General features: G+C 63.6%; 24 protein-coding genes. 10 read left to right on the forward strand and 14 right to left on the reverse strand.

Features of this window, described 5'->3' with window-relative positions; translation table 11 throughout:
• Positions 1–35: 35 nt before the first annotated feature.
• The 9 genes from odhB to HCN50_RS30450 all read right to left on the reverse strand — a co-directional run bounded on the left by odhB (position 36) and on the right by HCN50_RS30450 (position 11,244).
• Positions 36–1,280: a 2-oxoglutarate dehydrogenase complex dihydrolipoyllysine-residue succinyltransferase gene (gene odhB / locus HCN50_RS30410; protein ID WP_171713562.1), complete on the reverse strand. Its 1,245-nt coding sequence runs from the start codon at positions 1,278–1,280 to the stop codon at positions 36–38.
• Positions 1,281–1,452: 172 nt separating this feature from the next.
• Positions 1,453–4,410 carry a 2-oxoglutarate dehydrogenase E1 component gene (locus HCN50_RS30415; RefSeq protein ID WP_171713563.1) on the reverse strand — a complete coding sequence of 986 codons (2,958 nt, stop codon included), beginning with the start codon at positions 4,408–4,410 and terminating at the stop codon, positions 1,453–1,455.
• Positions 4,411–4,547: 137 nt separating this feature from the next.
• Complete coding sequence (gene sucD, locus HCN50_RS30420) at positions 4,548–5,432, reverse strand: succinate--CoA ligase subunit alpha (protein WP_171713564.1); 885 nt, start codon at positions 5,430–5,432, stop codon at positions 4,548–4,550.
• A gap of 39 nt (positions 5,433–5,471) precedes the next feature.
• Positions 5,472–5,948, reverse strand: a complete 477-nt coding sequence (locus tag HCN50_RS30425; protein ID WP_171713565.1) for a DUF1579 family protein — start codon at positions 5,946–5,948, stop codon at positions 5,472–5,474.
• Between the two features lie 2 nt (positions 5,949–5,950).
• The gene (gene sucC / locus HCN50_RS30430; protein ID WP_171713566.1) at positions 5,951–7,150 is read right to left on the reverse strand and encodes an ADP-forming succinate--CoA ligase subunit beta; all 1,200 of its coding nucleotides are present in this window, start codon (positions 7,148–7,150) and stop codon (positions 5,951–5,953) included.
• A 133-nt stretch (positions 7,151–7,283) separates the two neighbouring features.
• Positions 7,284–8,252 carry a malate dehydrogenase gene (mdh, locus tag HCN50_RS30435; RefSeq protein ID WP_171713567.1) on the reverse strand — a complete coding sequence of 323 codons (969 nt, stop codon included), beginning with the start codon at positions 8,250–8,252 and terminating at the stop codon, positions 7,284–7,286.
• 238 nt (positions 8,253–8,490) lie between these two features.
• Positions 8,491–9,675: a cell division protein ZapE gene (zapE, locus tag HCN50_RS30440; RefSeq protein ID WP_171713568.1), complete on the reverse strand. Its 1,185-nt coding sequence runs from the start codon at positions 9,673–9,675 to the stop codon at positions 8,491–8,493.
• Between the two features lie 135 nt (positions 9,676–9,810).
• Positions 9,811–10,347, reverse strand: a complete 537-nt coding sequence (gene thpR, locus HCN50_RS30445) for an RNA 2',3'-cyclic phosphodiesterase (protein WP_171713569.1) — start codon at positions 10,345–10,347, stop codon at positions 9,811–9,813.
• Between the two features lie 180 nt (positions 10,348–10,527).
• On the reverse strand, positions 10,528–11,244 hold the full coding sequence (locus HCN50_RS30450; protein WP_376700341.1) for an arylesterase: 717 nt from the start codon (positions 11,242–11,244) through the stop codon (positions 10,528–10,530).
• Between HCN50_RS30450 and HCN50_RS30455 the strand changes: the two genes are divergently transcribed.
• From HCN50_RS30455 to HCN50_RS30470, 4 genes are all read left to right on the forward strand, one after another.
• Positions 11,243–11,956, forward strand: a complete 714-nt coding sequence (locus HCN50_RS30455; protein WP_171713571.1) for an ABC transporter ATP-binding protein — start codon at positions 11,243–11,245, stop codon at positions 11,954–11,956. The genes HCN50_RS30450 and HCN50_RS30455 overlap by 2 nt on opposite strands.
• On the forward strand, positions 11,953–14,523 hold the full coding sequence (locus tag HCN50_RS30460; RefSeq protein WP_171713572.1) for an ABC transporter permease: 2,571 nt from the start codon (positions 11,953–11,955) through the stop codon (positions 14,521–14,523). Before HCN50_RS30455 ends, HCN50_RS30460 begins: the two co-directional genes overlap by 4 nt.
• Positions 14,524–14,764: 241 nt before the next feature.
• Positions 14,765–15,556 carry a Bax inhibitor-1/YccA family protein gene (locus tag HCN50_RS30465; RefSeq protein ID WP_171713573.1) on the forward strand — a complete coding sequence of 264 codons (792 nt, stop codon included), beginning with the start codon at positions 14,765–14,767 and terminating at the stop codon, positions 15,554–15,556.
• A gap of 85 nt (positions 15,557–15,641) precedes the next feature.
• Positions 15,642–16,172, forward strand: a complete 531-nt coding sequence (locus HCN50_RS30470) for a GNAT family N-acetyltransferase (protein WP_171713574.1) — start codon at positions 15,642–15,644, stop codon at positions 16,170–16,172.
• A gap of 66 nt (positions 16,173–16,238) precedes the next feature.
• On the opposite strand, the gene HCN50_RS30475 is transcribed toward HCN50_RS30470, so the two are convergent.
• The 3 genes from HCN50_RS30475 to acnA form a co-directional block, all read right to left on the reverse strand.
• Positions 16,239–16,610, reverse strand: a complete 372-nt coding sequence (locus HCN50_RS30475; RefSeq protein WP_171713575.1) for a DUF2794 domain-containing protein — start codon at positions 16,608–16,610, stop codon at positions 16,239–16,241.
• A 418-nt stretch (positions 16,611–17,028) separates the two neighbouring features.
• A complete protein-coding gene (locus HCN50_RS30480) occupies positions 17,029–17,796 on the reverse strand; it encodes a DUF1223 domain-containing protein (protein ID WP_171713576.1) in 768 nt (255 codons plus the stop codon).
• A gap of 159 nt (positions 17,797–17,955) precedes the next feature.
• Entirely contained in the window at positions 17,956–20,676 is a 2,721-nt protein-coding gene (acnA, locus tag HCN50_RS30485; protein ID WP_171713577.1) for an aconitate hydratase AcnA, read from the reverse strand.
• Between the two features lie 244 nt (positions 20,677–20,920).
• Here acnA and ccmA point away from each other — a divergent pair, with 244 nt between their 5' ends.
• From ccmA to HCN50_RS30515, 6 genes are all read left to right on the forward strand, one after another.
• Positions 20,921–21,523, forward strand: a complete 603-nt coding sequence (gene ccmA, locus HCN50_RS30490) for a heme ABC exporter ATP-binding protein CcmA (protein ID WP_171713578.1) — start codon at positions 20,921–20,923, stop codon at positions 21,521–21,523.
• Entirely contained in the window at positions 21,520–22,188 is a 669-nt protein-coding gene (gene ccmB / locus HCN50_RS30495) for a heme exporter protein CcmB (RefSeq protein ID WP_171713579.1), read from the forward strand. The genes ccmA and ccmB overlap by 4 nt, the downstream gene beginning before the upstream one ends.
• 92 nt (positions 22,189–22,280) lie before the next feature.
• Complete coding sequence (locus HCN50_RS30500) at positions 22,281–23,009, forward strand: heme ABC transporter permease (protein WP_171713580.1); 729 nt, start codon at positions 22,281–22,283, stop codon at positions 23,007–23,009.
• Between the two features lie 4 nt (positions 23,010–23,013).
• A complete protein-coding gene (gene ccmD / locus HCN50_RS30505; RefSeq protein WP_171713581.1) occupies positions 23,014–23,190 on the forward strand; it encodes a heme exporter protein CcmD in 177 nt (58 codons plus the stop codon).
• On the forward strand, positions 23,190–23,786 hold the full coding sequence (locus HCN50_RS30510) for a DsbE family thiol:disulfide interchange protein (RefSeq protein WP_171713582.1): 597 nt from the start codon (positions 23,190–23,192) through the stop codon (positions 23,784–23,786). Before ccmD ends, HCN50_RS30510 begins: the two co-directional genes overlap by 1 nt.
• Positions 23,787–24,005: 219 nt before the next feature.
• A complete protein-coding gene (locus tag HCN50_RS30515) occupies positions 24,006–24,365 on the forward strand; it encodes a ComEA family DNA-binding protein (RefSeq protein ID WP_171713583.1) in 360 nt (119 codons plus the stop codon).
• A gap of 185 nt (positions 24,366–24,550) precedes the next feature.
• Here HCN50_RS30515 and HCN50_RS30520 read toward each other — a convergent pair whose 3' ends face one another.
• Together HCN50_RS30520 and ftsY are read right to left on the reverse strand one after the other, a co-directional pair.
• Entirely contained in the window at positions 24,551–25,153 is a 603-nt protein-coding gene (locus HCN50_RS30520) for a septation protein A (RefSeq protein ID WP_171713584.1), read from the reverse strand.
• 2 nt (positions 25,154–25,155) lie between these two features.
• Positions 25,156–26,103, reverse strand: a complete 948-nt coding sequence (gene ftsY / locus HCN50_RS30525) for a signal recognition particle-docking protein FtsY (protein WP_171713585.1) — start codon at positions 26,101–26,103, stop codon at positions 25,156–25,158.
• Positions 26,104–26,130 lie beyond the last annotated feature (27 nt).

The raw sequence follows: 26,130 nt of genomic DNA on the forward strand, positions 1-26,130 counted from the left end.
GGCCTTGCGCGCCGGAGCCGGCAAGGCAGGCGGCGTTAGAGATCCAGCACCAGCCGCGCCGGGTCTTCAAGGCTCTCCTTGACGCGGACCAGGAAGGTCACCGCTTCCTTGCCGTCGATCACGCGGTGATCGTAGGACAGCGCCAGATACATCATCGGGCGCACCTCGATCTTGCCGCCGACCACCATCGGCCGCTCCTGAATCTTGTGCATGCCGAGAATGCCGGACTGCGGCGCGTTCAGGATCGGCGTCGACATCAGCGAACCGTAGATGCCGCCATTGGTGATGGTGAAGGTGCCGCCCTGCATCTCGTCGATCTTGAGCTGGCCGTCGCGGGCGCGGCGGCCGAAATCGGCGATTCCCTTTTCGATGTCGGAGATCGACTTGTGGTCGCAATCGCGCACCACGGGCACGACCAGGCCCTTGTCGGTGCCGACGGCGATACCGATGTGATAATAGTTCTTGTAGATCAGGTCAGAGCCGTCGATCTCGGCGTTAACCGCGGGGATGTCCTTCAGCGCCTGCACGACAGCCTTGGTGAAGAAGCCCATGAAGCCGAGCTTGGCGCCATGCTTCTTCTCGAACACGTCCTTGTACTGCGAACGCATCGCCATGACGTTGGTCATGTCGACCTCGTTGAAGGTCGTCAGCATCGCGGCGGTGTTCTGCACGTCCTTGAGCCGCCGCGCGATGGTCTGGCGCAGCCGCGTCATCTTCACGCGTTCCTCGCGCGCAGCGTCGTCGGCCGGAGATGGCGCGCGCACCTGCACGGAAGCCGCCGGCTGATTGACCGGGGTCGGCGCAGACGCCGCTTTCTCGATCGCAGCCAGCATGTCGCCCTTGGTGACGCGGCCATCCTTGCCGGAACCGGGCACGGTCGCGGCGTCGATGCCGCTCTCGGCGGAAAGCTTGCGGACCGAGGGCGCCAGCGGCGCATCGGCTGCCACAGCCTTCGGAGCCGCAGCAGGCGCGGCGGCGGGCGCCGCAGTAGCAGGAGCGGCGGCCTTGGCAGGCGCAGCCGCCGCCGGTTTCGGAGCCGCAGCCGCGCCGTCATTGATCTGTCCGAGCAGCGCGCCGACGGCGACCGTCTCGCCGTCCTTGGCCGAGATTTCGCCGAGCACGCCCGCCGACGGCGCAGGCACCTCGATGGTGACCTTGTCGGTCTCGAGCTCCACCAATGGTTCGTCCACCGCCACGGCATCGCCGGCCTTCTTGAACCAGCGGCCGATGGTTGCTTCCGTCACGGACTCGCCGAGCGTCGGAACACGAATTTCAGTCATGGTATGGTTTCCTCAGTAACCTTTAGCAGTCTCAAATTCCAAAGTTGTCATCGCCCGCCTTATGCGCAATTGCGCACTGGGGCGGGCGATCCAGTACGCCGGAACGGTCGTGATTGAATCTTGGCGGCGCGGCGTACTGGATGCCCCGCTTTCGCGGGGCATGACGAGCTTCCTAGTGCAGCGCCTCATCCAGCATCGCCTTGAGCTGTGCCAGATGCTTCGACATCAAGCCGGTGGCGGTTGCAGCCGAGGCCGCGCGGCCGACGTAGCGCGGCCGCCGGTTCGGCGCATGGATCTGGTTCAGCACCCATTCGAGATAGGGCTCGATGAAGTGCCACGAACCCATGTTGCGCGGCTCTTCCTGGCACCAGACCACTTCGGCATGCTTGAAGCGGCCGAGCTCCTGCACCAGCGCCTTCAGCGGCACCGGATAGAGCTGCTCGACGCGCAGGATGTAGACGTCATCGATGCCGCGCTTTTCCCGCTCCTCGTAGAGATCGTAATAGACCTTGCCCGAGCACAGGATGACGCGGCGGATCTTGTCGTCGGGCGCCAGCTTGATCTTCTCGTCCGGCAGCATCTGCGCGTCATCATACAGAATGCGATGGAACGTGGTGCCCTTGCCGAGTTCATCGAGCCGCGAGACCGCGCGCTTGTGGCGCAACAGCGACTTGGGTGTCATCAGGATCAGGGGCTTGCGGATCTCGCGATGGAGCTGGCGCCGCAGCACGTGGAAGTAATTTGCCGGCGTGGTCGGATAGACCACCTGCATGTTGTCTTCGGCGCACATCTGCAAATAACGCTCGAGCCGGGCCGAGGAATGCTCCGGCCCCTGCCCTTCATAGCCATGCGGCAAGAGGCAGACGAGGCCGGACATGCGAAGCCACTTGCGTTCGCCCGACGAGATGAACTGGTCGAACACCACCTGCGCGCCGTTGGCGAAGTCGCCGAACTGCGCTTCCCACATCGCCAGGGCGTTCGGCTCGGCCAGCGAATAGCCGTACTCGAAGCCGAGCACCGCCTCTTCTGATAGCAGCGAGTTGATGACCTCGTAATGGCCCTGGTCGTGGCCGAGATGGTTGAATGGCGTGTAGCGGCTCTCGTCCTCCTGGTCGATCAGCACCGAGTGGCGCTGCGAGAAGGTGCCGCGTTCGGAATCCTGTCCCGACAGCCGGACGTGATGGCCTTCCTGCAACAGCGTGCAGAACGCCAACGCCTCGCCGGTCGCCCAGTCGATGCCGACGCCGTTGTCGATCGCTTTCGCACGGTTTTCCAGGAAGCGCTGGATGGTGCGGTGAACCCGGAAGCCGTCCGGCACCTTGGTGATCTTGCGTCCGATATCCTTGAGGACGCTCATGTCGACGCCGGTGACGCCGCGACGGGCATCCTCTTCCTGGTCGGCGACCTTGAAGCCGGCCCACTTGCCGTCCAGCCAATCCGCTTTGTTGGGCTTGTAGCCGGTGCCCGCCTCGAGCTCGGCATCGAGCCGCGCGCGCCAGTCGGCCTTGGCCTTCTCCACCTCGCCTTCGGTCAGCACGCCGTCGGCGACCAGGCGCTTGGCGTAGAGTTCGAGCGTCGACGGATGCGAGGCAATGCGCTTGTACATTACCGGCTGGGTGAACCCGGGCTCATCGCCCTCGTTATGGCCGTGCCGGCGATAGCAGAACATGTCGATCACGACCGGCTTGTGGAACTTCTGCCGGAACTCAATCGCGACCTTGGCCGCAAACACCACCGCTTCCGGATCGTCGCCGTTGACGTGGAAGATCGGCGCGTCGATCATCTTCGCCACATCGGACGGATACGGCGAGGAGCGGGAGTAACGCGGATAGGTGGTGAAGCCGATCTGGTTATTGACGATGAAATGCAGCGAGCCGCCGGTGCGGTAGCCTTTCAGGTCCGACAGGCTGAAGCATTCCGCCACCACGCCCTGGCCTGCGAACGCCGCGTCGCCGTGCAGCAGCAGCGGCAGCACCGAGATGCGCATATCCGGCGGATCGCCATGCTGGTCCTGCTTGGCGCGCACCTTGCCGAGCACGACGGGATCGACGATTTCCAGATGCGACGGGTTGGCGGTCAGCGACAGATGTATCTTGTTGCCGTCGAACTCGCGATCGCTTGACGCGCCGAGGTGATACTTCACGTCGCCGGAGCCTTCGACGTCCTCGGGGTTGGCGGAGCCGCCCTTGAATTCGTGGAACAGCGCGCGGTGCGACTTGCCCATAACCTGGGTCAGCACGTTGAGGCGGCCGCGATGCGGCATGCCGAGCACGATCTCCTTCACGCCGAGATTGCCGCCGCGCTTGATGATCTGTTCCAGCGCCGGGATCAACGATTCGGCGCCGTCGAGACCAAAGCGCTTGGTGCCGGTGAATTTGAGGTCGCAGAACTTTTCAAAACCCTCGGCTTCGATCAGCTTGTTGAGGATGGCGCGGCGGCCTTCGGGCGTGAAGCTGATTTCCTTGTCAGGCCCCTCGATGCGCTCCTGGATCCAGGCCTTCTGCGCCGCATTGGTGATGTGCATGAACTCGACGCCGAGCGTCTGGCAATAGGTACGCTCGCAGATCGCGACGATTTCGCGCAAAGTCCCGTATTCGAGGCTGAGCACATGGTCGAGGAAGATCTTGCGGTCGAAATCGGCCTCGGTGAAGCCATAGGTGCGCGGATCGAGCTCTTCGCGATCGCGCGGCGCCTCGATGCCGAGTGGATCGAGCTTGGCATGGAAATGACCGCGCATGCGGTAGGCGCGGATCAGCATCAGGGCGCGGACGGAATCGCGCGTCGCCTGGTTGACGTCGGCCGGCACCAGTTCGGCGCCCTTGGCCTGCGCCTTGGCCGCGAGCTTGGCGCCGACCGCCTTCTCGACCTGCGCCCAATTGCCATCCAGCGCCGAGGTCAGATCATCGCGCGGCGTGAGCGGCCAGTTGTCACGGCCCCAGGAGGGGCCTTCGGCATTCTTCTGAACGTCGGCGGGCGCATCTTTCAGGCTCTTGAAGAATTCCTGCCATTCGCTGTCGACGGAGCCGGGGTTCTGTTCGTAGCGGGCATAGAGCTCGTCGATGTAGGTGGCGTTGGTGCCCTGCAAAAAGGAGGAGAGGGCAAATGCTGCGTTCGCGTCCTGACGAGACATGGTGGCGTCCTGGTAATTTTCGCTTTGCGCGTGGGAAAACGGCGCTCTAGCCGGTCCGGGAGGCCCGAACCAGCTCGGTAAAGATGCTTTACCCTATTTAGGACGGATATTCGCGCTTAAAAGAACGAAGGACTGAATTAGGATTTCAATTTTTCGGCAAGCGTATGCCCGAGCCGTGCCGGGGATGGCGAGACGGTAATTCCGGCGGCCTCCATCGCCGCCGTCTTGGATCCGGCGTCGCCCTTGCCGCCAGAGATGATCGCGCCGGCATGGCCCATGCGGCGGCCGGGAGGGGCGGTGACGCCGGCGATGAAGCCGACCATCGGCTTCTTGCGGCCGCGCTTGGCTTCGTCCTTGATGAATTGGGCGGCATCTTCCTCGGCCGAGCCGCCGATTTCGCCGATCATGATGATCGAGGTGGTCTTCTCGTCCTTGAGGAACATTTCCAGCACGTCGATGAACTCGGTGCCTTTGACCGGGTCGCCGCCGATGCCGACCGCGGTGGTCTGGCCGAGGCCCTCCTGGGTGGTCTGGAACACGGCCTCATAGGTCAACGTGCCCGAGCGGGAAACGATCCCGACGCTGCCCGGCGAGAAAATGTTGGCCGGCATGATGCCGATCTTGCACTCGCCCGCAGTCATCACGCCCGGGCAGTTCGGCCCGATCAGGCGCGACTTCGAGCCGCTCAACGATCTTTTGACCCGCACCATGTCGAGCACCGGAATGCCTTCGGTGATGCAAACGATCAGCGGGATTTCCGCGTCAATCGCTTCGCAGATCGCGTCCGCCGCGCCCGGCGGCGGCACATAGATCACGGACGCATCCGCCCCGGTCTTCTCGCGCGCCTCGCGAACGGTATCGAATACCGGCAGGCCGAGATGCGTCGAGCCTCCCTTGCCCGGCGAGGTGCCGCCGACCATCCGGGTGCCGTAAGCGATCGCAGCTTCCGAATGGAACGTTCCGTTCTTACCCGTAAAACCCTGGCAGATGACTTTGGTATTCTTGTCGATCAGAACGGACATGGTTGAGAACGCTTTCGTAGGTGACCGGGAACGATGGGTTTAGTGAATCCGCCGGTAGGCGCCGGTGAGCACATCGGCCCAGCCTTCGGCATCAGGCGAGAATTGAATCTTCATGTTGTAACGGTCGTCGTCGACGACTTCGTAGACATGGCGAGCGTTGCCGCGCAGCGAGCCGCGCACCAGGGTCAGCTTGTTGCCGACCCACGCACCGGAAGCCGGTGACGGCGGGTAGTAGCCGAGCGAATCATGCCAGAACAGTTTGTAGGTCCGGTCGTCGCGATCGTAGGTGAACACGCCATGCGTCGCGAAGGCCTCCTTGCCGTCGCGCATCTGGCGGGTATCCTGGATCAGATAGAAGCCATTGAGATCCATGCGTGCGACCACATGAGAGGTCGCCGGACCGCCCGCGGTCCAGCGCGAGGGATAGACCATTTCCTCGCCGGCCCATTCGCCCGCGAATACCGCGAGCTTCTGGTGCTCCGGAAGCGGTGTCGGTGCGGCGAGATGGTCAGCCATCGCTAGCCTCCCTTGACGGCTTTCACGATTTTCTGTGCGGCGTCATCGAGATTGTCGGCCGGCACCACGTTGAGGCAGGACTCGCGGATGATCTGCTTGCCCTGCTCCACATTGGTGCCCTCGAGCCGCACGACCAGCGGCACCGTGAGGCCGACTTCCTTGACGGCGGCGACAACGCCCTCGGCGATGATATCGCACTTCATGATGCCGCCGAAGATGTTGACGAGGATGCCCTTCACGTTCGGGTCGGCGGTAATGATCTTGAATGCCGCCGCAACCTTTTCCTTGCTGGCGCCGCCGCCGACGTCGAGGAAGTTGGCGGGCTCCATGCCGTAGAGCTTGATGATGTCCATGGTCGCCATGGCAAGGCCGGCGCCGTTGACCATGCAGCCGATCGAGCCGTCGAGCGTCACGTAGTTGAGATCGTATTTCGACGCCTCGATTTCCTTGGGGTCCTCTTCGGTCAAATCGCGCAGCGGCACCGCCACCTCGGGATGGCGGAACAACGCGTTGTCATCGAACGACACTTTGGCGTCGAGCACGCGGAGCTGACCCTGCTTGGTGACGACAAGCGGATTGATTTCCAGCATCGCCATGTCCTTGGCGGTGAAGGCGTTGTAGAGCTGCACCACCAGCCTTTCGGCCTGCCTGGCGAGGTCGCCGGTGAGGTTAAGCGCCTTCGCAGCGGTGCGGCCATGATGGGCCATGATGCCGGTGGCCGGATCGACCGAGAAGGTGACGATCTTCTCGGGCGTGTTGTGCGCGACGTCCTCGATGTTGACGCCGCCCTCGGTCGAGACGACGAACGAGACCTGGCTGGTTTCGCGGTTGACCAGGATCGAGAGGTAGAACTCCTTGTCGATGTCGGAGCCTTCCTCGATGTAGAGGCGGTTGACCTGCTTGCCCTGCGCGCCGGTCTGCACGGTGACGAGGGTCGCGCCCAGCATCTGCTTGGCGAATTCGTTGACCTCGGCGACGGACTTGGCGATGCGGACGCCGCCCTTGTCGCCGGCGGACGCTTCCTTGAACTTGCCCTTGCCGCGGCCGCCGGCATGGATCTGGCTCTTCACCACCCAGATCGGGCCGGGGAGCTGCTTGGCGGCGGCTTCCGAATCCGAGGCCTTCAGCACCGGCACGCCACGCGAAATCGGCACGCCGAATTCATGCAGCAGAGCCTTGGCCTGGTATTCATGGATATTCATCTGGACGCTCCCCAAAACCCCTTCGCGGCGAGTTCTACAGTTCACCGGCATTGGTAGTTGGCATACCATATACCAAGAGAACTGCAACCCTGAAAACGGTTTCGCCCCGCGAAGGGGCGAAAGTTTAACAAAATCAACGGCCGAGCAAATCGGGCGCGATCTTCTTGCAGGCGTCGACCAAGCCCTGAACCGCGCCCACCGACTTGTCGAAGGCCTCGCGATCCTTGCCGGCCAGCTCGATCTCGACGATGCGCTCGACACCCTTCGAGCCGATGACGACGGGAACGCCGACATACATGTCCTTCACGGCGTATTCGCCGTTGAGATAGGCGGCGCAGGGCAGCACGCGCTTCTTGTCCTTCAGGTAGCTCTCGGCCATCGCGATCGCCGAAGCAGCCGGCGCATAGAACGCCGAGCCGGTCTTCAGCAGGTTGACGATCTCGGCGCCGCCATTGCGGGTGCGATCGACGATCTCGTCGATGCGGGTCTGCGAGGTCCAGCCCATCTTGACGAGGTCGGGCAGCGGAATGCCGGCGACGGTGGAGTAGCGCACCAGCGGCACCATGGTGTCGCCGTGGCCGCCAAGCACGAAGGCGGTGACGTCTTCGACCGAAACGTTGAATTCGTCGGCGAGGAAATAGCGGAAGCGCGCGGAATCGAGCACGCCAGCCATGCCCACCACCTTCTTGTGCGGCAGGCCGGAGGCCTTCTGCAGCGCCCATACCATCGCATCCAGCGGGTTGGTGATGCAGATGACGAAGGCGTCGGGGGCATACTTCTTGATGCCGGCGCCGACCTGCTCCATGACCTTGAGGTTGATGCTCAGAAGGTCGTCGCGGCTCATGCCGGGCTTGCGCGGCACGCCGGCGGTGACGATGCAGACCTTGGCGCCATCGAGCGCCTCGTAGGAATTGGCGCCAGTGAGACTGGCATCGAAACCGTCGACCGGAGATGACTGCGCGATATCGAGCGCCTTGCCCTGCGGCACGCCTTCGGCGATGTCGAACATCACGACGTCGCCGAGCTCCTTCAGGCCGATGAGGTGAGCCAGCGTTCCGCCGATCTGACCGGAGCCAATCAAAGCAATCTTGTCGCGCGCCATGGGAAATCTGTCCTTCTGAGACGGAGAGTGAGGGGTGGATAATCAGCCGGATGGCTGGTTATCCCTTTCGATTGACCGGTTCAAGCCGGGGACGTGCCCAATTCTGACCCCTGCCTCGATTTCGGTCAGGTATGCCAACGATCGTCATTCCGGGGGCGATGCGCAGCATCGAACCCGGAATCCAGAAGTTGTGGCACGCGATTCCGGGTTCGCGCTTCGCGCGCCCCGGAATGACGGATTAAGTCTCCACCAGCCCCGTGCTCGAGCCACTGGCCGCAGAGTCCTTCCGGCCATGCGGCAGCGCCAAGTAGGACTCGGAACTCATCTCGATCAGCCGCGACGACGTACGCTTGAATTCGTTGGCCTCAACGCCCTCGGTCGCCAGGTACAGCGACACCGGATCGGCCTCGGCCGAGGCCATCAGCTTCACAGCGTTGTCGTAAAGCGTATCGATCAGCGAGATGAAGCGCTTGGCGGCATTGCGCTCGGCGTAACCCATCACCGGAATGCGGTCGATCAGGATGGTATGATAATCATGCGCCAACCGCAGATAGTCGGACGCGGCGAGTGGCTTTTCGCAAATATCGGCAAAGGAAAATCGCGCAACGCCATGTGCCGAACAGGGCACGTGCAGCACGCGGCCCTTGATGGTGATGTCGCGCGGCTTGCACGGTGCGTTGCCGGTCATCCTGCGCCAGGCGCGGTCGAGCGCGGCGCCGGCTTCATCATCGGGCGGCACCAGCCACATCTTCACGCCGGCGAGTTTTTCCAGGCGAAAATCGGTGCGCGCGTCGAGGCGCAGCACGTCCATGCGATCTTCGATCTGGGTGATGAACGGCAGGAACAGCGCACGGTTGAGGCCGCCCTTGTAGAGGTCTTCGGGCGCGACGTTCGAGGTCGCGACCACAACGGTGCCGAGCTCGAACAGCCTCGAGAACAGCCGGCCGAGGATCATGGCGTCGGCGATGTCGGTGACGTGGAATTCGTCGAAACACAACAGCCATGCCTCATCGAAGATGGCGTTGGCCGTCAGCTCGATCACGTCGCCGTCGGCGATCTCACCGCGCGCGATGTTCTGGCGGTAGGCGTAGATCTTCTCATGCGCCTCGGCCATGAATTCGTGGAAATGGGCGCGGCGCTTGTGCTGGACCGGCGAGTGCTGAAAGAACAGGTCCATCAGCATGGTCTTGCCGCGGCCGACCTCGCCATGAACATAAAGCCCGCGCGGCGGCTGTTCACTCTTGTCGCCGAACAGCCGGCCAAGCAGGCTGAGCTTGCGCGCCGGCTTGTAGCTCGACAGCCGCTCCTCGAGCGCGGCGAATGCCTCCGCGGCTTCCGCCTGCGCCGGATCGGCCTCGATTGCGCCGGAGGACACCAGAGCCTGATAATGTGCGTGGAACGAGGCAAGGTTGGTCGACAGCATGGCCCCCTTTCGGCCTCAAGCGCGCGAAAATTGCAAGTCGTGAATCGCTGGTGGGGGATGCAAACCTGGCTTCCCGCAAAGCGCCGACCCGTTGGCGGATGATGACGGCGGTATTTGCGGCCAGCATATCTGCCCCTACGCACTCAATGCGTAGGAATCCTCGACCACATAGGGCCCGCCGCCGGTGGAGGCACGGGACGAGAACAGCACGAAGCGCGAAGCCCAGAACGTGCGGCTCGGAAAGTAGCCGCGCACCGAGAGATAATCGGCAACGTCCTGGCTGGAGGCGTCATGCAGCCGCGCCAATGTTACATGGGGAATGAATTTGCGTCCCTCCGGATCGAGCCCGAGCCGCTGCATCAGCCGTTCGAGCTCGGCCTGCAGTTCGATCAGCGGCCGGCTCGGCTCGACAGAGGCGACCACCGCGCGCGGCTTCTTGCCGCCGAAGCTCTGCAGGCCCTGCACCTTGACCTCGAACGGCTTGCGGTTGACCCGAAAGAGCATCGAGGCGATTTCATTCGCCGACATGCCGTCGATGTCGCCGATGAAGCGCAGGGTAACGTGATAATTTTCGGGATCGATCCAGCGTGCGCCGGGGAGGCCACCACGCAAATTGGAAAGGGTCTGGCTGAGATCGGCCGGAATTTCCAGTCCAGCAAACAAACGCGGCATCGCATGACTCCCGATGCTTGGGCATGACCTCAAAAAGGACCATGTCCTGTAACAGCGCCCGGCGACGAATCACCGATAGTCCGTTTCTACTCGACTTATGTGACTCTGCGAAGCGTGAGCCATTTACGGATTGGAAACCTTCGGGGAAAACCTCGAGTAACCTTATCCGTTGCCGCATTTTCAACTCCGTTGCCCGGAGATCGTGCCAACAAGTGCCTCCACCATGGGCAGAATCTTCTTCACGATGATATCGACACCCTCCGCGGTCGGATGAATGCCGTCGGCCTGGTTGAGCTTCGCCTCGCTCGCGACGCCCTCCAGGAAAAACGGGTAGAGCGGCACGCCGAACGATTTCGATAACTCCGGATAAATCGCATTGAAGCGCGCGGCATATTCGCTGCCGTAATTGGGCGGCGCCAGCATGCCGCACAGGAGAACGGCGATGTTGCGCGCTTTCAGCCGGGTCAGGATGTCGGTCAGGGCGGCGCGGGTGACGGCGGGATCGATTCCACGCAGGGCGTCGTTGGCGCCGAGTTCGAGGATGACCGCCTCAGTTCCCTCAGGAATCGACCAATCCAGCCGGTCACGGCCGCCGGACGTGGTATCACCGGATACCCCGGCATTGATCACGTCGACCTTTATCCCTTTGTCGTTCAACGCTTTTTGCAGGCGGGCGGGGAATGCCGCCGAGGCCGGCAGGCCAAGGCCGGCGCTCAAGGAATCGCCGAGGACGACCATCTTGACCGGTTTGGCCGGGGTTTGGGCTGGGACCGCTGCCTGGGATTGCGCCAAAAGCGCCCCGGCCGTCATCAAAGTCACAATCAACACGCGTATGTGCGCAAACATCCGCTTCAAGCCCTCGACCCGAGCGGCGGAAGTGCCATATGACCGAGCCATGGACAGTCGCATCGAACCCTCTTCACTGGCCGATCTCGGGCCGGACACCATTTCCATCTCCAACGTCAACCTCTCGCTCGGCACCGGTGCCGCCCGCGTTCATATCCTGAAAGATATCAGCCTTCGTGTGGCATCGGGCGAGGCGATCGGGCTGATCGGACCTTCCGGCTCGGGCAAATCGACGTTGCTGATGGTGATGGCGGGGTTGGAACGTCCTGACAGCGGAGAGGTGGTGGTCAACGGCACGCCGTTCAATGCCCTCGACGAGGACACGCTGGCCCGCTTCCGTGGCCGCCAGGTCGGCATCGTGTTCCAATCGTTCCACCTGATTCCGACCATGACGGCGCTGGAAAACGTCGCGGTGCCGCTGGAGCTTGCCGGTAGTCCCGACCCGGCGGAGCGCGCGGCCAGGGAACTGGCGTCCGTCGGCCTCGGCGAGCGCCTCCACCATTATCCGACACAATTGTCCGGCGGCGAACAGCAGCGCGTGGCGCTGGCCCGTGCGCTGGCGCCCGATCCCGCTATTCTCGTCGCGGATGAGCCGACCGGCAATCTCGACGAAACCACCGGCAAGCAGATCGTCGACCTCTTGTTCACCAAGCACGCCGAGCGCGGCATGACGCTGGTGCTGGTGACGCATGACAGTTCACTGGCGCAGCGCTGCGACCGCGTGGTGCGGCTGCGCTCGGGCCGGATCGACGGCCATTCATGACCACCGTTTCCGAACCCGATTACCGCAGCGCCGTGTCGTCGCTTGCCCTGCGCTACGCGCTGCGCGAATTGCGCGGCGGCTTGCGCGGCTTTTACGTCTTCATCGCCTGCATCGCACTCGGCGTGCTGGCCATTGCCGGCGTCGGCTCGGTCGCCGCAAGCCTCAGCGAGGGTCTGGAGCGCGAGGGCCGCACCCTGCTCGGCGGCGATGTCGCATTTTCGCTGATCCAGCGCGAGGCCAGGCCGGAGGAAATCGCCTTCCTGCGCGCGCGTGGCCAGGTTTCGGTCGCGGCGACGCTGCGTGGAATGGCCCGCAGCCACGACGGCAAGCTGGCGCTGGTCGAGCTCAAGGCGGTGGACGGCAACTACCCGATGCTCGGGGAAGTCACGCTCGATCCCAAACTGCCGATGGCGGACCTGCTTGCGGAACGGGACGGCGCGTTCGGCGCGGCGGTCGATTCCACGCTACTGGCGCGGCTCGATCTCAAGATCGGCGACCGCATTACCATCGGCAACGCCACGTTCCAGATCCGCAGCGCGGTCGGCGCCGAGCCGGACAAGCTCGCTGGCAATGTCGGACTGGGCCCGCGGGTTCTGGTCAGCGAAGCGAGCTTGCGCGCCACCGGCCTGCTGCAGCCCGGCAGCCTGGTGCGCTGGATCTACCGGCTCAAGCTGCCGGACAACGCGGCCGACGAGCGCGCCGCCACCCAATTGATCGAGAGCGCGCGCAGCGCGCTGCCGGAAGCCGGCTGGGAAATCCGCAGCCGGGGCAACGCTTCGCCACAACTTGAGCGCACCATCAACCGCTTCACCCAGTTCCTGACGCTGGTCGGCCTCGCCGCGCTCCTGGTCGGCGGCGTCGGTGTCGCCAACGCGGTCAAGAGCCACATCGACCGTCGTCGCGACGTCATCGCCTCCTTCAAGGCGCTGGGTGCGACGGGGCGCGACGTCTTCGCGATCTATCTGACCCAGGTGGTTATCCTGGCCGGGATCGGTTCGGTGATCGGACTCGCCGCCGGTGCGGCCCTGCCGTTCGTCATTGTCGGCCTGTTCGGCAAGCTGCTGCCACTGCCGGTGATCCCTGCCCTGCATCCGGACGAATTGGCGCTATCGTTCATCTATGGCCTGCTCACTGCGCTGGCGTTCGGATTATGGCCGCTCGGCCGGGTGCATGACGTGCCGGTCGCGGCGCTGTTCCGCGAGGAGGTGGCCCGCGAATGGCACCGCCCGCGTTGGGGCTACCTCGCGCTGATGGCCGTGGTAATCGCGCTGTTGGTCGCGGTTGCCATCGGACTTGCCTACGACAAGCGGATTGCCTCCGTGTTCGTGGTCTCTTCGGTTGCAGTCTTCGCGCTGTTGCGTGGTGTCGCCGCGGCCCTGATGGCGCTGGCCCGGCGGTTGCCCCGAAGCCGCATCACCATGCTGCGGCTGGCGGTCGCCAACATCTACCGGCCCGGCGCGCTGACGCCCTCGGTCGTGATGTCGCTCGGACTTGGGCTCGCCGTGCTCGTCACCATCACCCAGATCGACGGCAATCTGCGCCGGCAATTTTTGGCGGCGCTGCCGGAGCGGGCCCCCTCGTTCTACTTCATCGACATTCCGACCGCCGATGCCGACCGGTTCGGCGCCTTCCTCAAGCAGGTCGCGCCGCAGTCGACGGTTGAGGACGTCCCGATGCTGCGCGGGCGCATCGTCGCCGCGCGCGGCCTCAGGGCCGACCAGCTCAAGCCGTCGCAGGATAGCGAATGGGTGCTGCAGAGCGACCGTGGCCTGACCTATACCGGCGAGATCCCCAAAGGCTCGAAGGTCGTCGAGGGCGAATGGTGGAGCGCGGACTATAGCGGCCCGCCGCTGGTTTCGATGGAAAAGAAGATCGCAGACGGCCTGAAGCTCACAATCGGCGACGAGATCGTGGTCAACGTGCTCGGCCGCGACATCCCGGCCAAAATCAGCAATTTGCGCAACATCGACTGGCAGGGCCTCGGCATCAATTTCGTGCTGGTGTTTTCGCCCAACGCATTCAAAGGCGCGCCGCATACCCATGTCGCGACCCTGTCCGAGGTCCATGCCGACCCGGCCGGTGACGCCCGCATTATCAAGCAGGTGGCGGATGCCTTCCCGATGGTGACCAGCGTGCGGGTCCGCGAAGCACTGGAGACCATCGGCACCGTCGTCACCAACCTCGTACTCGCCATCCGCGGCGCCAGCGCCGTGACCTTGATCTCGGCGATCCTGGTGCTCGGCGGCGCGCTGGCGGCCGGCCATCGTCACCGGGTCTATGACGCGGTTATCCTGAAAACGCTTGGCGCAACCCGGTCGCGATTGCTCGGCGCCTACGCACTCGAATACCTGATGATCGGTCTCGCCACGGCCGTGTTCGGTGTGATCGCGGGCTCGATCGCGGCCTGGCTGATCGTCACCCGCCTGATGACACTGAGCTTCGTCTGGCAGGCCGGCAGCGCCGCGGGCGTGGTCGCGGCCGCCCTGATCGTCACCGTAGGCCTGGGGCTCGCCGGAACGTTGCTGGCCCTGAACCAGAAGCCGGCAAGCGTGTTGCGGAATTTGTGACAATTTGTAGCGGCGGAAGGCGGGGTTAACGCTGCCTTTACGCAGGAATCGCCGCCAGAAGCGACATTCAGCCGCGCGTGGAAGCTTGCGGCGAATGTGTTAGTTTCCCACATACCAGCCAAGATCAGTGGCCGGGTTCATGACGTAAAATTAACGTCGGCAGATCGGGACATCTGAGATAGAAATCTAACCGGCGCCGCAAACCCTTGCGTCCCGCCGGGCAACCAACGGGAATTCGACCATGTCGGACCTAGACCGTAACTACGTATCTCCTTTCGGCCGGGCCGCCGGACGCGTTGACGCTGCGGCCGTCGATGCCGGTCTGCGCGCTTACATGCTGCGCATCTACAACTACATGAGCATCGGATTGGCCATCACCGGCCTTGCGGCGCTCGGCGTCTACATGGCCGCGGTGACCACCGACCAGGCCGGCGCCGCCGCCCGGTTCGGCAACGCCTTCCTGACGCCGTTCGGCTACGCGATGTATGTCAGCCCGCTGAAGTGGCTGTTCATCCTCGCGCCGCTTGCGATGGTGTTCGCGATCTCGGCCGGCATCGACCGGCTGCGGCCCGCGACCGCCCAGATGCTGTTCTGGGTGTTCTCGGCGCTGATGGGCATTTCGCTGTCGTCGATCTTCCTGGTGTATACCCACACCTCGATCGTGCGGGTGTTCTTCATCACCGCAGCAACGTTCGGTGCGCTCAGCCTTTATGGCTACACCACCAAGCGTGACATGAGCGGCATGGGATCGTTCCTGTTCATGGGTCTGATCGGCGTCATCATCGCGAGCCTGGTCAACCTGTTCCTGGCGAGCTCGATGCTGCAGTTCATCGTCTCGGTGGTCGGCGTCTTGGTGTTCGCGGGCCTGACCGCCTGGGATACCCAGCGGCTGAAGAACGAGTACATCTATGGCTACGCCTCGGGAGGCGCTGACGTTGAAGAGCGTGCGGCGATCACCGGCGCATTGTCGCTCTACCTGAACTTCATCAACCTGTTCACGCTGCTCCTGCAGCTCCTCGGCCAGCGCGACTAGCCGCGATCGACCAGGTTCAAGCGTAGAAGCCCCGGCCTCGCGGCCGGGGCTTTTCTTTTGCTCGTCGCAAAAATATTGTGCCCGCATGTCTACGCTCGAAATCCGGCCGGCCACCGCGGCCGACCTCCCCGCCATCACCGAAATCTACGAGCACGCGGTGCGCTACGGCACCGCAACGTTCGAGTTGATCCCGCCCGATCTCGCCGAGATGACTCGGCGGTTCAGAGTACTGGCGGATGGCGGCTTTCCCTATTTGGTCGCTGCCGTTGAGGGCGCGGTGATCGGATATGCCTATGCCGGCCCCTACCGCCCACGCCCGGCCTACCGCTTCACGGTTGAGAATTCGGTCTATCTAAAGCCGGCCACCCACCGGCGCGGCATCGGCCTGCAATTGATGCAGCGTCTGATCACCGAGTGCGAGGCGCGCGGCTATCGGCAGATGATCGCGGTGATCGGCGACTCCGCCAATGCCGGCTCGATCGGCGTTCACACCAAATGCGGCTTCCAGATGATCGGAACGCATCCCAGCGTCGGCTTCAAGTTCGGCCGCTGGCTCGACACCGTGATGATGCAGCGCGCACTGGGCGAGGGCGCGACGACATTGCCGAGGGAATGAGGGCGGCCCCACCGTTCTTGCGCCCGTTAGGCAAGATGGTGGGCACAGCGCAAGGGCGCCGCCTCGTCAAACCAGCGCCAGCTTGCGATCGATCACCAGCAGCACGCGTTCAAGTTCATGGCCACGGCGCAGGATCAGCCCGGTTGCCGAGATCACGCTATACATGCCCTGCTTGCGCGCGAGCCGCGGATCCTTCTCAATGCGGTACAGCGGAACTTCGGAAGCGCGGCGGAATACCGAAAACACCGCACGGTCCTTCAGAAAATCGATGGCGTAGTCGCGCCATTCGCCGTCGGCGACCATGCGCCCATACAAATTGAGGATGCGGTTAAGTTCGATACGGTTGAAGGTGACGCGATTCGGCTGGGGGACTGCAGTGGCGGGGCGCGCCACTGCACGGCTCGCGCTCGGATCGGTGTCCTCCGATATCGGGTTCATGGCGCGCCTCCTGTCATCCAACGTACATGATCGCGCTAAACGCAGGATGCCGCAAGGGCGTTGTAAATACGTAGGAAACTGCGTCGAACGCCCCCACGGCCGGGAACATCGATTCACGGGATCGTTAGCGGAATCTTATTGCTGCCCTACTTCCGCCAACCGCCCGCCCCGCTAAGTTGCGAAAAGAAAATCCTGCGTTGGCCCGGTCCTTTCGGTTCCGGATTCCTCAGCCCCCAGCCCCCCGGGGCCGTCGGGATCGGGCCTGTTCGCAGAGGGAGTTAATCCCGATACTGGGCCAACGAAAGTTGGTCCTTTTTCGTTTTGGGGTGACCTTGTCGGTCGCGGCGGTTCAGTTGCCGCGATCACGCCTAAACCGCCGTCGGCAGCAGCGACATCGTTTCAATGATACCGGGAAGAACTAGCGCAGTGCGGTGTAGGCAGCACCGAGCATCGCGCCGGGCTTGTCCCGGCTGCCGTCCTGGACATAAACGACTGCGGCATCGACGCCTTCGCGGGAAATATTTTCGAGCGGAATGCTCCAGCTTCCCGAACTGCCGTTCCAATCGCCGACCTTCACGAGGTTGCGCACCACGTTGTAATAGGTGACTTGCTGGCCGCGGTTCTCGCCGCGCCCGATCGAAATCGGCACCGCCTTCGAAATCGAGCAGATCCAGATTTCGCCACGACCACCCGTCGTCGCCGAGACCTTGCTCGCATCCACCGAGACGTTGAGCAGCTTGCCCGATAGCGTCATCGTCACCGGCAACGACATCACGCCCTCGGCCTTGCTAGTATTCTTGATGGCGCCTTCGATGGCGGCGCGATCGCTGCCGATCACCTGGGCCGAGCCGTTGACGATCATCTGCGGCGTGTAGAGATTGCGGTCGCCGCGCACATGCGAATAGGCCTTCTGGCGCGCACTAAACCGCGAGTCCGCCAGCGTGTCCTTCCAGCCGAGATAATCCCAATAGTCGATCGGCATGCTGAGGGCGATCACCGACGGATCCTTGGCAAGCTCGCCGACGATCCGGTCAGCCGGCGGACACGACGAGCACCCTTGCGAGGTGAACAGCTCGACCACGGCGCGCGGATCGGCATGGGCCGGGCGGATGATGGCGATGATCGCGCAAACACCGAGCGCTCCGGACCACCGCGAAATGCAATTGTAGGCCATCATCGCTGTCATCGTGCGAACCGGTGGTCGTGTTTTCCATCCGTATTTGTACGGGGCATGGTGTGATAATCCTCAAAGCGTGCCCCAGACGCGCGAAAGCGGCCTTGTCATAGGCCGCCTTCTCCTTGCTCGCTACTCACTTCGAAGTGAGGCACCGATCACAAATCTGCGTTAGGCAGCAAGTTTGCGCAGTACATAATGCAGAATGCCGCCGTTTCGATAGTACTCGAGCTCATCGAGGGTATCGATGCGGCAGAGCAGCGGCACGCGCTGCAGCGAACCATCGCCGGATACGATCTCGGCCGTCAGGGTCTGACGCGGCTTCAGATCACCTTGGAGCCCCCGGATCGTCACCTTTTCGTCGCCCTTCAGGCCAAGCGACGTCCACGATGTGCCGTCCTCGAAGGTGAGCGGCAACACGCCCATGCCGACGAGGTTGGAGCGGTGGATGCGCTCGAAGCTCTGGCAGATCACGGCGCGAACGCCGAGCAGGCGGGTGCCCTTCGCCGCCCAGTCGCGCGAGGAGCCGTTGCCGTATTCGGCGCCAGCGAACACGACCAGCGGCACGTTCTCCTGCTGGTACTTCATTGCTGCGTCGTAGATCGACATCTCTTCGCCGTCGGGCCAGTGCTTGGTAAGTCCACCCTCCGGAATATTGCCGTCGGCGCCCTTCAGCATGAAGTTCTTGATGCGGATGTTGGCGAAGGTGCCGCGCATCATGATTTCATGATTGCCGCGCCGCGTGCCGTATTGGTTGAAATCGGCGGGGCGCACCTGATGCTCGCTCAGGAATTTTCCGGCCGGAGAGGTCAGCTTGATCGAGCCGGCCGGCGAGATGTGGTCGGTGGTGATCTTGTCGCCGAACAGCGCCAGGATCCGCGCATCGACGACGTCTGAGATCGGATCGGGCTGCTTCTTCATGCCCTCGAAATAGGGCGGGTTCTGCACATAGGTCGAGCTCATGTTCCAGCGATAGGTTTCGCTCTCGACCGTCTTGATCTTGCGCCAGTTGGTGTCGCCCTTGAAGACGTCGGCGTAGCGCTTCTTGAAGATCGTCGCGGTGACGAACTTCTTCATGTAGGCGTTGATTTCTTTCGTGGTCGGCCAGATGTCCTTCAGATATACCGGCTTGCCATCCTTGCCGGTGCCGATCGGCTCGACCGCGAGATCCTTGGTCACGGTGCCGGCCAGCGCATAGGCCACGACCAATGGTGGCGACGCGAGATAATTCGCCTGCACGTCCGGCGAAACGCGGCCCTCGAAGTTGCGGTTACCTGACAGCACGGCCGCAGCGACGATGCCGTTGTCGTTGATCGACTTCGAAATCTCCTCCGGCAGCGGGCCGGAATTGCCGATGCAGGTGGTGCAGCCGAAGCCGACCAGGTTGAAGCCGACTTTGTCGAGGTCCTTCTGCAGCCCGGAATTGGCGAGATATTCCGCAACCACCTGGCTTCCCGGCGCGAGCGAGGTCTTGACCCACGGCTTGGCCGTCAGCCCCTTGGCTGCGGCGTTGCGCGCCAACAGGCCGGCCCCGATCAGGACGCTCGGATTGGAGGTGTTGGTGCAGGAGGTGATCGCGGCAATCACCACGTCGCCGTGGCCGAGATCGAAGTCGCGGCCCTCGACCGGATAGCGGGTCGCAGCCGCCTCGGCCTTCTTGTACTCGCCGGCAAGCGCAGTCGCGAAGCCGGTGGAAACCGCAGGCAGCGCGACACGACCCTCGGGACGCTTCGGGCCGGCCATCGACGGCACGACGTCCTTGAGGTCGAGCGTCAACGTCTCCGTGAACACAGGGTCGGTCGATTTCGCGGTACGGAACAGGCCTTGCGCCTTGGCATAGGCCGCGACCAGCGCGACACGGTCAGCCTTGCGGCCCGAGGTCTTGAGATAATCGATGGTCGCGGCATCGACCGGGAAGAAGCCGCAAGTTGCGCCATATTCCGGCGCCATGTTGCCGATCGTCGCCTTGTCCGCGACCGAGAGATAGTCGAGGCCGGGGCCGAAGAATTCGACGAACTTGCCGACCACGCCCTGCTTGCGCAGCATCTGCGTTACCGTCAGCACGAGGTCGGTCGCCGTGACGCCTTCCTTGAGCTGACCCTTCAGCTTGAAGCCGACCACTTCCGGCAACAGCATCGACAGCGGCTGGCCGAGCATGCAGGCCTCCGCCTCGATGCCGCCGACGCCCCAGCCGAGCACGGCGAGGCCGTTGACCATGGTGGTGTGCGAGTCGGTGCCGACAAGCGAATCCGGATAGGCGACTTCGAAGGTGCCGGTCTTCTTGCCGACCGTCATCTTCTCTTTCTTCGTCCACACCGTCTGCGCGAGATATTCGAGATTGACCTGGTGGCAGATGCCGGTGCCGGGCGGCACCACCGAGAAGTTCGAGAACGCCTTCTGGCCCCACTTCAGGAATTCGTAGCGTTCCTGGTTCTGCTTGTATTCCTCGACCACGTTCTTGCCGAACGCCTTGTTGTCACCGAAGAAGTTGACGATCACGGAGTGGTCGATGACAAGGTCGACCGGCACCAGCGGATTGATCTTCTCCGCGTCGCCGCCGAGCGCCTGCATCGCGTTGCGCATCGCGGCGAGGTCGACCACCGCCGGCACGCCGGTGAAATCCTGCATCAGCACGCGCGCCGGACGGAACGCCACTTCATGCTCGAGCTTGCGCTTCCGGAGCCATTTCGAGACCGCGACGATGTCGTCCTTGGTGACAGTACGGCCGTCCTCGTTGCGCAGCAGGTTTTCCAGCAGCACCTTCATCGAATAGGGCAGCTTGGAAATTCCCTTCAGACCGTTCTTCTCCGCGGCAGGCAGGCTGTAATACACGTAGGTCTTGCTGCCGACCTTGAGGGTCTTGCGGCATTTGAAGCTGTCGAGCGAGGTCATGTCAGGAAATCCCAAATTCTAAGTTATACCCGGCGAGGGTATTTAAACACCTTCAGCGTGAGGCTTGGGTCCAGCGGGGTCTTGGCCTGCTGGCTTGCAGCCGCCGATTGTGTGCTGCATCAAGTTCCGGGCTTATAGAATCTTTCTAGAAGCGCCGCCACACCGACAAGCGTGCTGCAGCAATGCGGTACCCACAAATTCTGACGCGGTACCCATCAATTTCAGAGGGCTGCGACGAGGTAAAATGCGGCTCTCGGGACGCCAAATCAGTTGTATCAGGGGCGGCCGCGGCGTGTTCGCCGGCCTCGATTTCGAGGCCTCGTCCGGCGATGTGCTGGCGGTGGTCGGCCCGAACGGCTCCGGCAAGACGTCGCTGCTGCGCCTGATCGCGGGCCTCCTGGTCCCGGCGGCCGGGTCGGTGCTTCTCGACGGCGGCGAGGCCGAGCGGACGTTACCGGAACAGGCCCATTATCTCGGCCATCGCGACGCGCTGAAGCCGGCCCTGAGCGTGCGCGAAAACCTTTCGTTCTGGCGGGATTTTCTCGGTGGCGCGGCCGGCGACGCCGAGCAATGCCTCACCGCGGTGGGACTCGGCCATGCCACGCACCTGCCGGCGGCCTACCTGTCGGCCGGCCAGCGGCGGCGGCTGTCGATCGCGCGGCTGCTCGTGGTGCGCCGGCCGGTCTGGCTCTTGGACGAGCCGACCTCGGCACTCGATACAGCCGGGCATAAGCTGTTCGTGGGCATCATGCGGGAGCATCTCGCCAGCGGCGGCATCATTGTCGCCGCCACCCACACCCCGCTCGGAATCGAGGCGCGGGAACTGCGGATGGGGGGCCCCGCATGACCGCCCTCGCCGCATTGATTCGCCGGGACATCAAAATCGCGCTGCGCGTCGGCGGCGGGGCGCTGATCGGCGTGCTGTTTTTCCTCACCGTGACGGTGCTGATGCCGTTCGCGATCGGGCCTGACCTGGCGGTGTTGACCCGGCTGGGACCCGCGATCCTCTGGCTTGGTGCGCTGCTGGCGAGCCTGCTGACGCTCGACCGGCTGTTCACGGCCGATCACGAGGATGGTTCGCTCGACCTGATCGTGATGGGCCAGACACCGCTGGAACTTGCCTGCGCCGCCAAAGCCCTGGCGCACTGGCTCGCCGCCGGCGTGCCGCTGATCGTGGCGACGCCTGCGCTCGGGCTCCTGCTCAATCTCGACGCCTCGGCCACATCGGCCGTAGCGCTGACGCTTTTGGTCGGAACGCCGGCGCTGACATTCACCGGCATGATCGGCGCCGCGCTCGCCGTGACACTGCACCGCGGCGGGCTGCTGCTGGCCGTGCTGGTGCTGCCGCTGTCGATTCCGGTATTGATCTTCGGCGTCGCGGCCTCGCAGGCCGCGATCACGGGCCCGCTGTCATTTGGAACACCGTTTTCGATTTTGTGCGCGCTGTCGTTGGTCAGTCTGGTGATCGGACCGTTCGCCGCCGCGGCCAGCCTGCGGCACGGGCTCGACTGACCGCAACTTGACGCCTATCAACTCTCGCTGAGGCAAATTGAAACAAACGAAGCCGCATTGCCTGCCCTGCCGCTGACGACTATCAGGATGCCATGACGCTGATCGACCTCGCCAATCCGACGAAATTTCTCGCGCTGACCGCGCGCGTGCTGCCATGGCTGACAGGGGCGACCGCGATCTTGCTGCTGGTCGGCTTCTATCAGGCCGCGATGGCACCCGACGATTATCAGCAGGGCGCCACCGTGAAAATCATGTTCGTCCACGTGCCGAATGCCTGGTTATCGATGTTCGTCTGGGGCGTCATGAGCATCGCCGCGCTCGGCACGCTGGTGTGGCGGCATCCGCTCGCCGATGTCGCGGCCAAGGCCGCGGCGCCGATCGGTGCGGCGTTTACCTTCCTGGCATTGGTCACCGGTTCGCTGTGGGGAAGGCCGATGTGGGGCACCTACTGGGAATGGGACGCGCGACTGACCTCGGTCTTGATCCTGTTTCTGATGTATCTCGGCCTGATGGCGCTGTGGCGCGCGGTGGAGGATCCGTCGCGGGCCGCTCGCGCCGCCGCCGTGCTGACACTGGTCGGCGCGATCAACCTGCCGATCATCAAATTCTCGGTCGACTGGTGGAACACACTGCACCAGCCTGCCTCGGTGATGCGGATGGGCGGGCCTTCGCTCGACAGGGCGTTCCTGATTCCATTGCTCGTGATGGCGATCGGCTTCTCGCTGTTGTTCGTGACGCTGCATCTGGCGGCGATGCGCAACGAAATCCTGCGCCGCCGCGTGCGCAGCTTGCAGATGATGCAAGCCAGCCAGGCCGCGTGACGCGATGTCGCTCGGACCTTACGCCTCCTTTGTCGTGACGTCTTACACGCTGGTGGCGGCGATCGTGCTGGTTCTCATCGTCTGGATCGCCGTCGACTATCGCCATCAGAAGGCGCGGCTGCGCGAACTCGAGTCCTCCGGCGTGACCAGACGCTCCGGCCGCCAGGCGACGGACATCTGATGAGCGCGCCTACGACATCGGATGAACGTTCGCGCCGGCGTCGCTGGGTGGTGGCGCTGCCGCTGATCGGTTTCGTGGCCGTCGCCGGACTGCTCCTGCTGCGGCTTTACGGCGGTGATCCCTCCAAGATCCCCTCCGCCCTGATCGGCCGCCCGGCGCCGCAAACCGTGCTGCCGGCGCTGGATGGCCTCGTCCACAACGGGGCGCCGGTGCCCGGCCTCGATCCGGCGATGTTCAAGGGCAGGGTATCCGTCGTCAATGTCTGGGCATCCTGGTGCGTGCCCTGTCATGACGAGGCGCCGCTGTTGACCGCGCTGGCCAAGGACACGCGGTTCCAGATCGTCGGCATCAACTACAAGGATTCGCCCGACAACGCCCGCCGCTTTCTCGGCCGCTACGGCAATCCGTTTACCGCCGTCGGCGTCGACAGCAACGGCCGCGGCTCGATCGAATGGGGCGTCTACGGCGTGCCCGAAACCTTCGTCGTCGGCCGCGACGGCACCATCCGCTACAAGCTGGTCGGGCCAGTGACGCCGGCCAATCTCGACAGCGTGCTCAAGGTCGAGATCGATAAGGCGTTGAAAGCGGGGAGCTGATCACAACCCTCATCCTGAGGCGCCGCGAAGCGGCGTCTCGAAGGGTGGCCGCAGGCGAGAGCGAGGCCTCATGGTTCGAGACGCGCGAAGACGCGCTCCTCTCCATGAGGGACAAATATTATTCTTCTTTTATCTGTCGTTCATTTTACAGCCATGGCGCCGCCATGAAATCGCAGCTAGCTTTATGGCGTTACTTGAACCGTCCTGGGAGGGACATCCATGCGTCATTTCACGCTCGCTTCTCTTCTCGCCACCGCGCTCACCGTGGGCATGCTGACGGCCACGCCGTCGATGGCCCAGACTGCGCAGCCCGCGCCCAAATCCGACAGCAAGATGGCTCCCGCGCCGAAGGGCTCGGAGTCGAAGATGGCGCCGGCGCCAAAGGCCGAGCTGCTCGACATCAATTCCGCCAGCGCCGAGCAACTCGATGCGTTGCCGGGAATCGGCAAGGCCTATTCGGAGAAGATCATCAAGGGCCGCCCGTACAAGGGCAAGGACGAGCTGGTGCAGAAGAACATCGTGCCGCAGGCGACCTACGACAAGATCAAGGACAAGATCATTGCTAAGCAGAAGAGCTGAGGCCATTTGCTTAACCTCTCCCCGTTCTTTACGGGGAGAGGTCGAATTCCCGCAAAGCGAGAATACGGGTGGAGGACCGGGCGGGCTTCTCCCACAACTGACAATCTTGACGACGAGAGACCCTCACCCCAACCCCTCTCCCCGCAAGAGCGGGGCGAGTGAGCAGGCAGCGCAAGCGGCAGCAGTCACCCCTTGCTCACATCCCCCGCTTCCGCTTCGCTTGCTTCCAGCGAAGCCGGCTCCAGGTGATAGCGCTTGATGATCGGCATCTGGGCGATCGCGAACACCATGGTGATCGGAATCGCGCCGAACGCCTTGAAGCCGACCCAGAAATCGGTCGACTGCGTGCGCCAGATGATTTCGTTCAGGACCGCCATTCCGAGAAAGAACAGCGCCCAGCGCGCAGTCAGGATACGCCAGCCTTTTGGCGTCAGGTTGAACATCTGATCGAACAGGATCGCGATGAAGGAGCGGCCGAACAAAAGGCCGCCGCCGAGGATCACTGCGAACAGGCCGTAGACAATGGTCGGCTTGACCTTGATGAACGTCTCGTCGTGCAGCACCAGCGTCAGCGTGCCGAACACCAGCACGATGACGGCGGTGACGACCGCCATCATCGGCACATGCCGCACCACCGCATAGGAGGCGATCATCGCGGCCACGATCGCCACCATGAAGGCGCCGGTCGCGACGAACAGGTTGAACTTGGCGTTGGCGACGAAGAACACCATGAGCGGACCGAGTTCGGTCGCGAGCTTGAACAGCGGATGCGGCTGGGTCTTGTCCATCACTAACTTTCAATTCCTGCGATGGCGTTGGCAAAATCGCGCGCGGTGAACGGCGCGAGATCGTCGACGCCTTCGCCGACGCCGATGAAGTGCACTGGCAGCTTGAACTTCTCCGCCAGCGCCACCAGGATGCCGCCGCGCGCGGTGCCGTCGAGCTTCGTCATCACCAGGCCGGTGACGCCAGCGGTACGATGAAACGCCTCGACCTGCGACAACGCATTCTGCCCCACCGTGGCATCGAGCACGAGCAGCACCGCATGCGGCGCCGACGCATCGACCTTCTTGATGACGCGAACGACCTTTTCCAGCTCGTTCATCAGCTCGGCCTTGTTCTGCAGGCGGCCGGCGGTATCGACCAGCAGCACGTCGAGCTTCTGTTCCTTCGCCGCGCTCAGCGCGTTGAAGGCGAGGCTCGCCGAATCCGAACCCTGTGCGCCCGCGATCACCGGCGACTTGGTGCGCTCGCCCCAGACCTTCAACTGCTCGATCGCGGCGGCACGGAATGTATCGCCGGCCGCCAGCATCACCTTGCGGCCCTCGGCACTGAATTTCGCGGCGAGCTTGCCGATCGTGGTGGTCTTGCCGGAGCCGTTGACGCCGACCACGAGAACCACGAACGGCTTCTGCGCCGCGTCGATCTGAAGCGGCTGCGCCACTGGCGCCAGCACCTTCTCGACCTCGGTGGCGACGACGGTCTTCACTTCATCCGCCGAAATCGCCTTGTCGTAACGCCCGGCGCCGACCGCGTCCGCGATCCGGACCGCAACCGTCGTGCCGAGATCGGCGCGCAGCAGCACATCCTCGATGTCGTCGAGCATGGCGCGGTCGAGCTTGCGCTTGATGACGAGATCGGCAACCGCCGTTCCGAGCGCGCTGGACGTGCGCTTCAGGCCGCTCGAAAGCCGCCGCCACCAGCTCTGTTTTGGAGTTCCGGGAGTGGTATCGCTCATGTCAGGGACGTGTTAGCGGTTTCGCGC

This window comes from Bradyrhizobium archetypum (assembly GCF_013114835.1).
Taxonomy (GTDB): Bacteria; Pseudomonadota; Alphaproteobacteria; order Rhizobiales; family Xanthobacteraceae; genus Bradyrhizobium; species Bradyrhizobium archetypum.

Excerpts from the sequence above, each read along its gene's own strand:
- HCN50_RS30475 (WP_171713575.1), bottom strand. The coding sequence starts at position 16,610 with ATGAACCCGATATCGGAGGACACCGATCCGAGCGCGAGCCGTGCAGTG.
- odhB (WP_171713562.1), bottom strand. The coding sequence starts at position 1,280 with ATGACTGAAATTCGTGTTCCGACGCTCGGCGAGTCCGTGACGGAAGCA.
- HCN50_RS30455 (WP_171713571.1), top strand. The coding sequence starts at position 11,243 with ATGGACAGTCGCATCGAACCCTCTTCACTGGCCGATCTCGGGCCGGAC.
- ccmB (WP_171713579.1), top strand. The coding sequence starts at position 21,520 with ATGACCGCCCTCGCCGCATTGATTCGCCGGGACATCAAAATCGCGCTG.
- HCN50_RS30500 (WP_171713580.1), top strand. The coding sequence starts at position 22,281 with ATGACGCTGATCGACCTCGCCAATCCGACGAAATTTCTCGCGCTGACC.
- acnA (WP_171713577.1), bottom strand. The coding sequence starts at position 20,676 with ATGACCTCGCTCGACAGCTTCAAATGCCGCAAGACCCTCAAGGTCGGC.
- ccmA (WP_171713578.1), top strand. The coding sequence starts at position 20,921 with ATGCGGCTCTCGGGACGCCAAATCAGTTGTATCAGGGGCGGCCGCGGC.
- sucC (WP_171713566.1), bottom strand. The coding sequence starts at position 7,150 with ATGAATATCCATGAATACCAGGCCAAGGCTCTGCTGCATGAATTCGGC.
- ccmD (WP_171713581.1), top strand. The coding sequence starts at position 23,014 with ATGTCGCTCGGACCTTACGCCTCCTTTGTCGTGACGTCTTACACGCTG.
- HCN50_RS30480 (WP_171713576.1), bottom strand. The coding sequence starts at position 17,796 with ATGACAGCGATGATGGCCTACAATTGCATTTCGCGGTGGTCCGGAGCG.
- HCN50_RS30415 (WP_171713563.1), bottom strand. The coding sequence starts at position 4,410 with ATGTCTCGTCAGGACGCGAACGCAGCATTTGCCCTCTCCTCCTTTTTG.
- HCN50_RS30465 (WP_171713573.1), top strand. The coding sequence starts at position 14,765 with ATGTCGGACCTAGACCGTAACTACGTATCTCCTTTCGGCCGGGCCGCC.
- thpR (WP_171713569.1), bottom strand. The coding sequence starts at position 10,347 with ATGCCGCGTTTGTTTGCTGGACTGGAAATTCCGGCCGATCTCAGCCAG.
- HCN50_RS30510 (WP_171713582.1), top strand. The coding sequence starts at position 23,190 with ATGAGCGCGCCTACGACATCGGATGAACGTTCGCGCCGGCGTCGCTGG.
- HCN50_RS30425 (WP_171713565.1), bottom strand. The coding sequence starts at position 5,948 with ATGGCTGACCATCTCGCCGCACCGACACCGCTTCCGGAGCACCAGAAG.
- HCN50_RS30460 (WP_171713572.1), top strand. The coding sequence starts at position 11,953 with ATGACCACCGTTTCCGAACCCGATTACCGCAGCGCCGTGTCGTCGCTT.
- sucD (WP_171713564.1), bottom strand. The coding sequence starts at position 5,432 with ATGTCCGTTCTGATCGACAAGAATACCAAAGTCATCTGCCAGGGTTTT.
- HCN50_RS30515 (WP_171713583.1), top strand. The coding sequence starts at position 24,006 with ATGCGTCATTTCACGCTCGCTTCTCTTCTCGCCACCGCGCTCACCGTG.
- zapE (WP_171713568.1), bottom strand. The coding sequence starts at position 9,675 with ATGCTGTCGACCAACCTTGCCTCGTTCCACGCACATTATCAGGCTCTG.
- ftsY (WP_171713585.1), bottom strand. The coding sequence starts at position 26,103 with ATGAGCGATACCACTCCCGGAACTCCAAAACAGAGCTGGTGGCGGCGG.
- HCN50_RS30520 (WP_171713584.1), bottom strand. The coding sequence starts at position 25,153 with ATGGACAAGACCCAGCCGCATCCGCTGTTCAAGCTCGCGACCGAACTC.
- mdh (WP_171713567.1), bottom strand. The coding sequence starts at position 8,252 with ATGGCGCGCGACAAGATTGCTTTGATTGGCTCCGGTCAGATCGGCGGA.
- HCN50_RS30470 (WP_171713574.1), top strand. The coding sequence starts at position 15,642 with ATGTCTACGCTCGAAATCCGGCCGGCCACCGCGGCCGACCTCCCCGCC.
- HCN50_RS30450 (WP_376700341.1), bottom strand. The coding sequence starts at position 11,244 with ATGGCTCGGTCATATGGCACTTCCGCCGCTCGGGTCGAGGGCTTGAAG.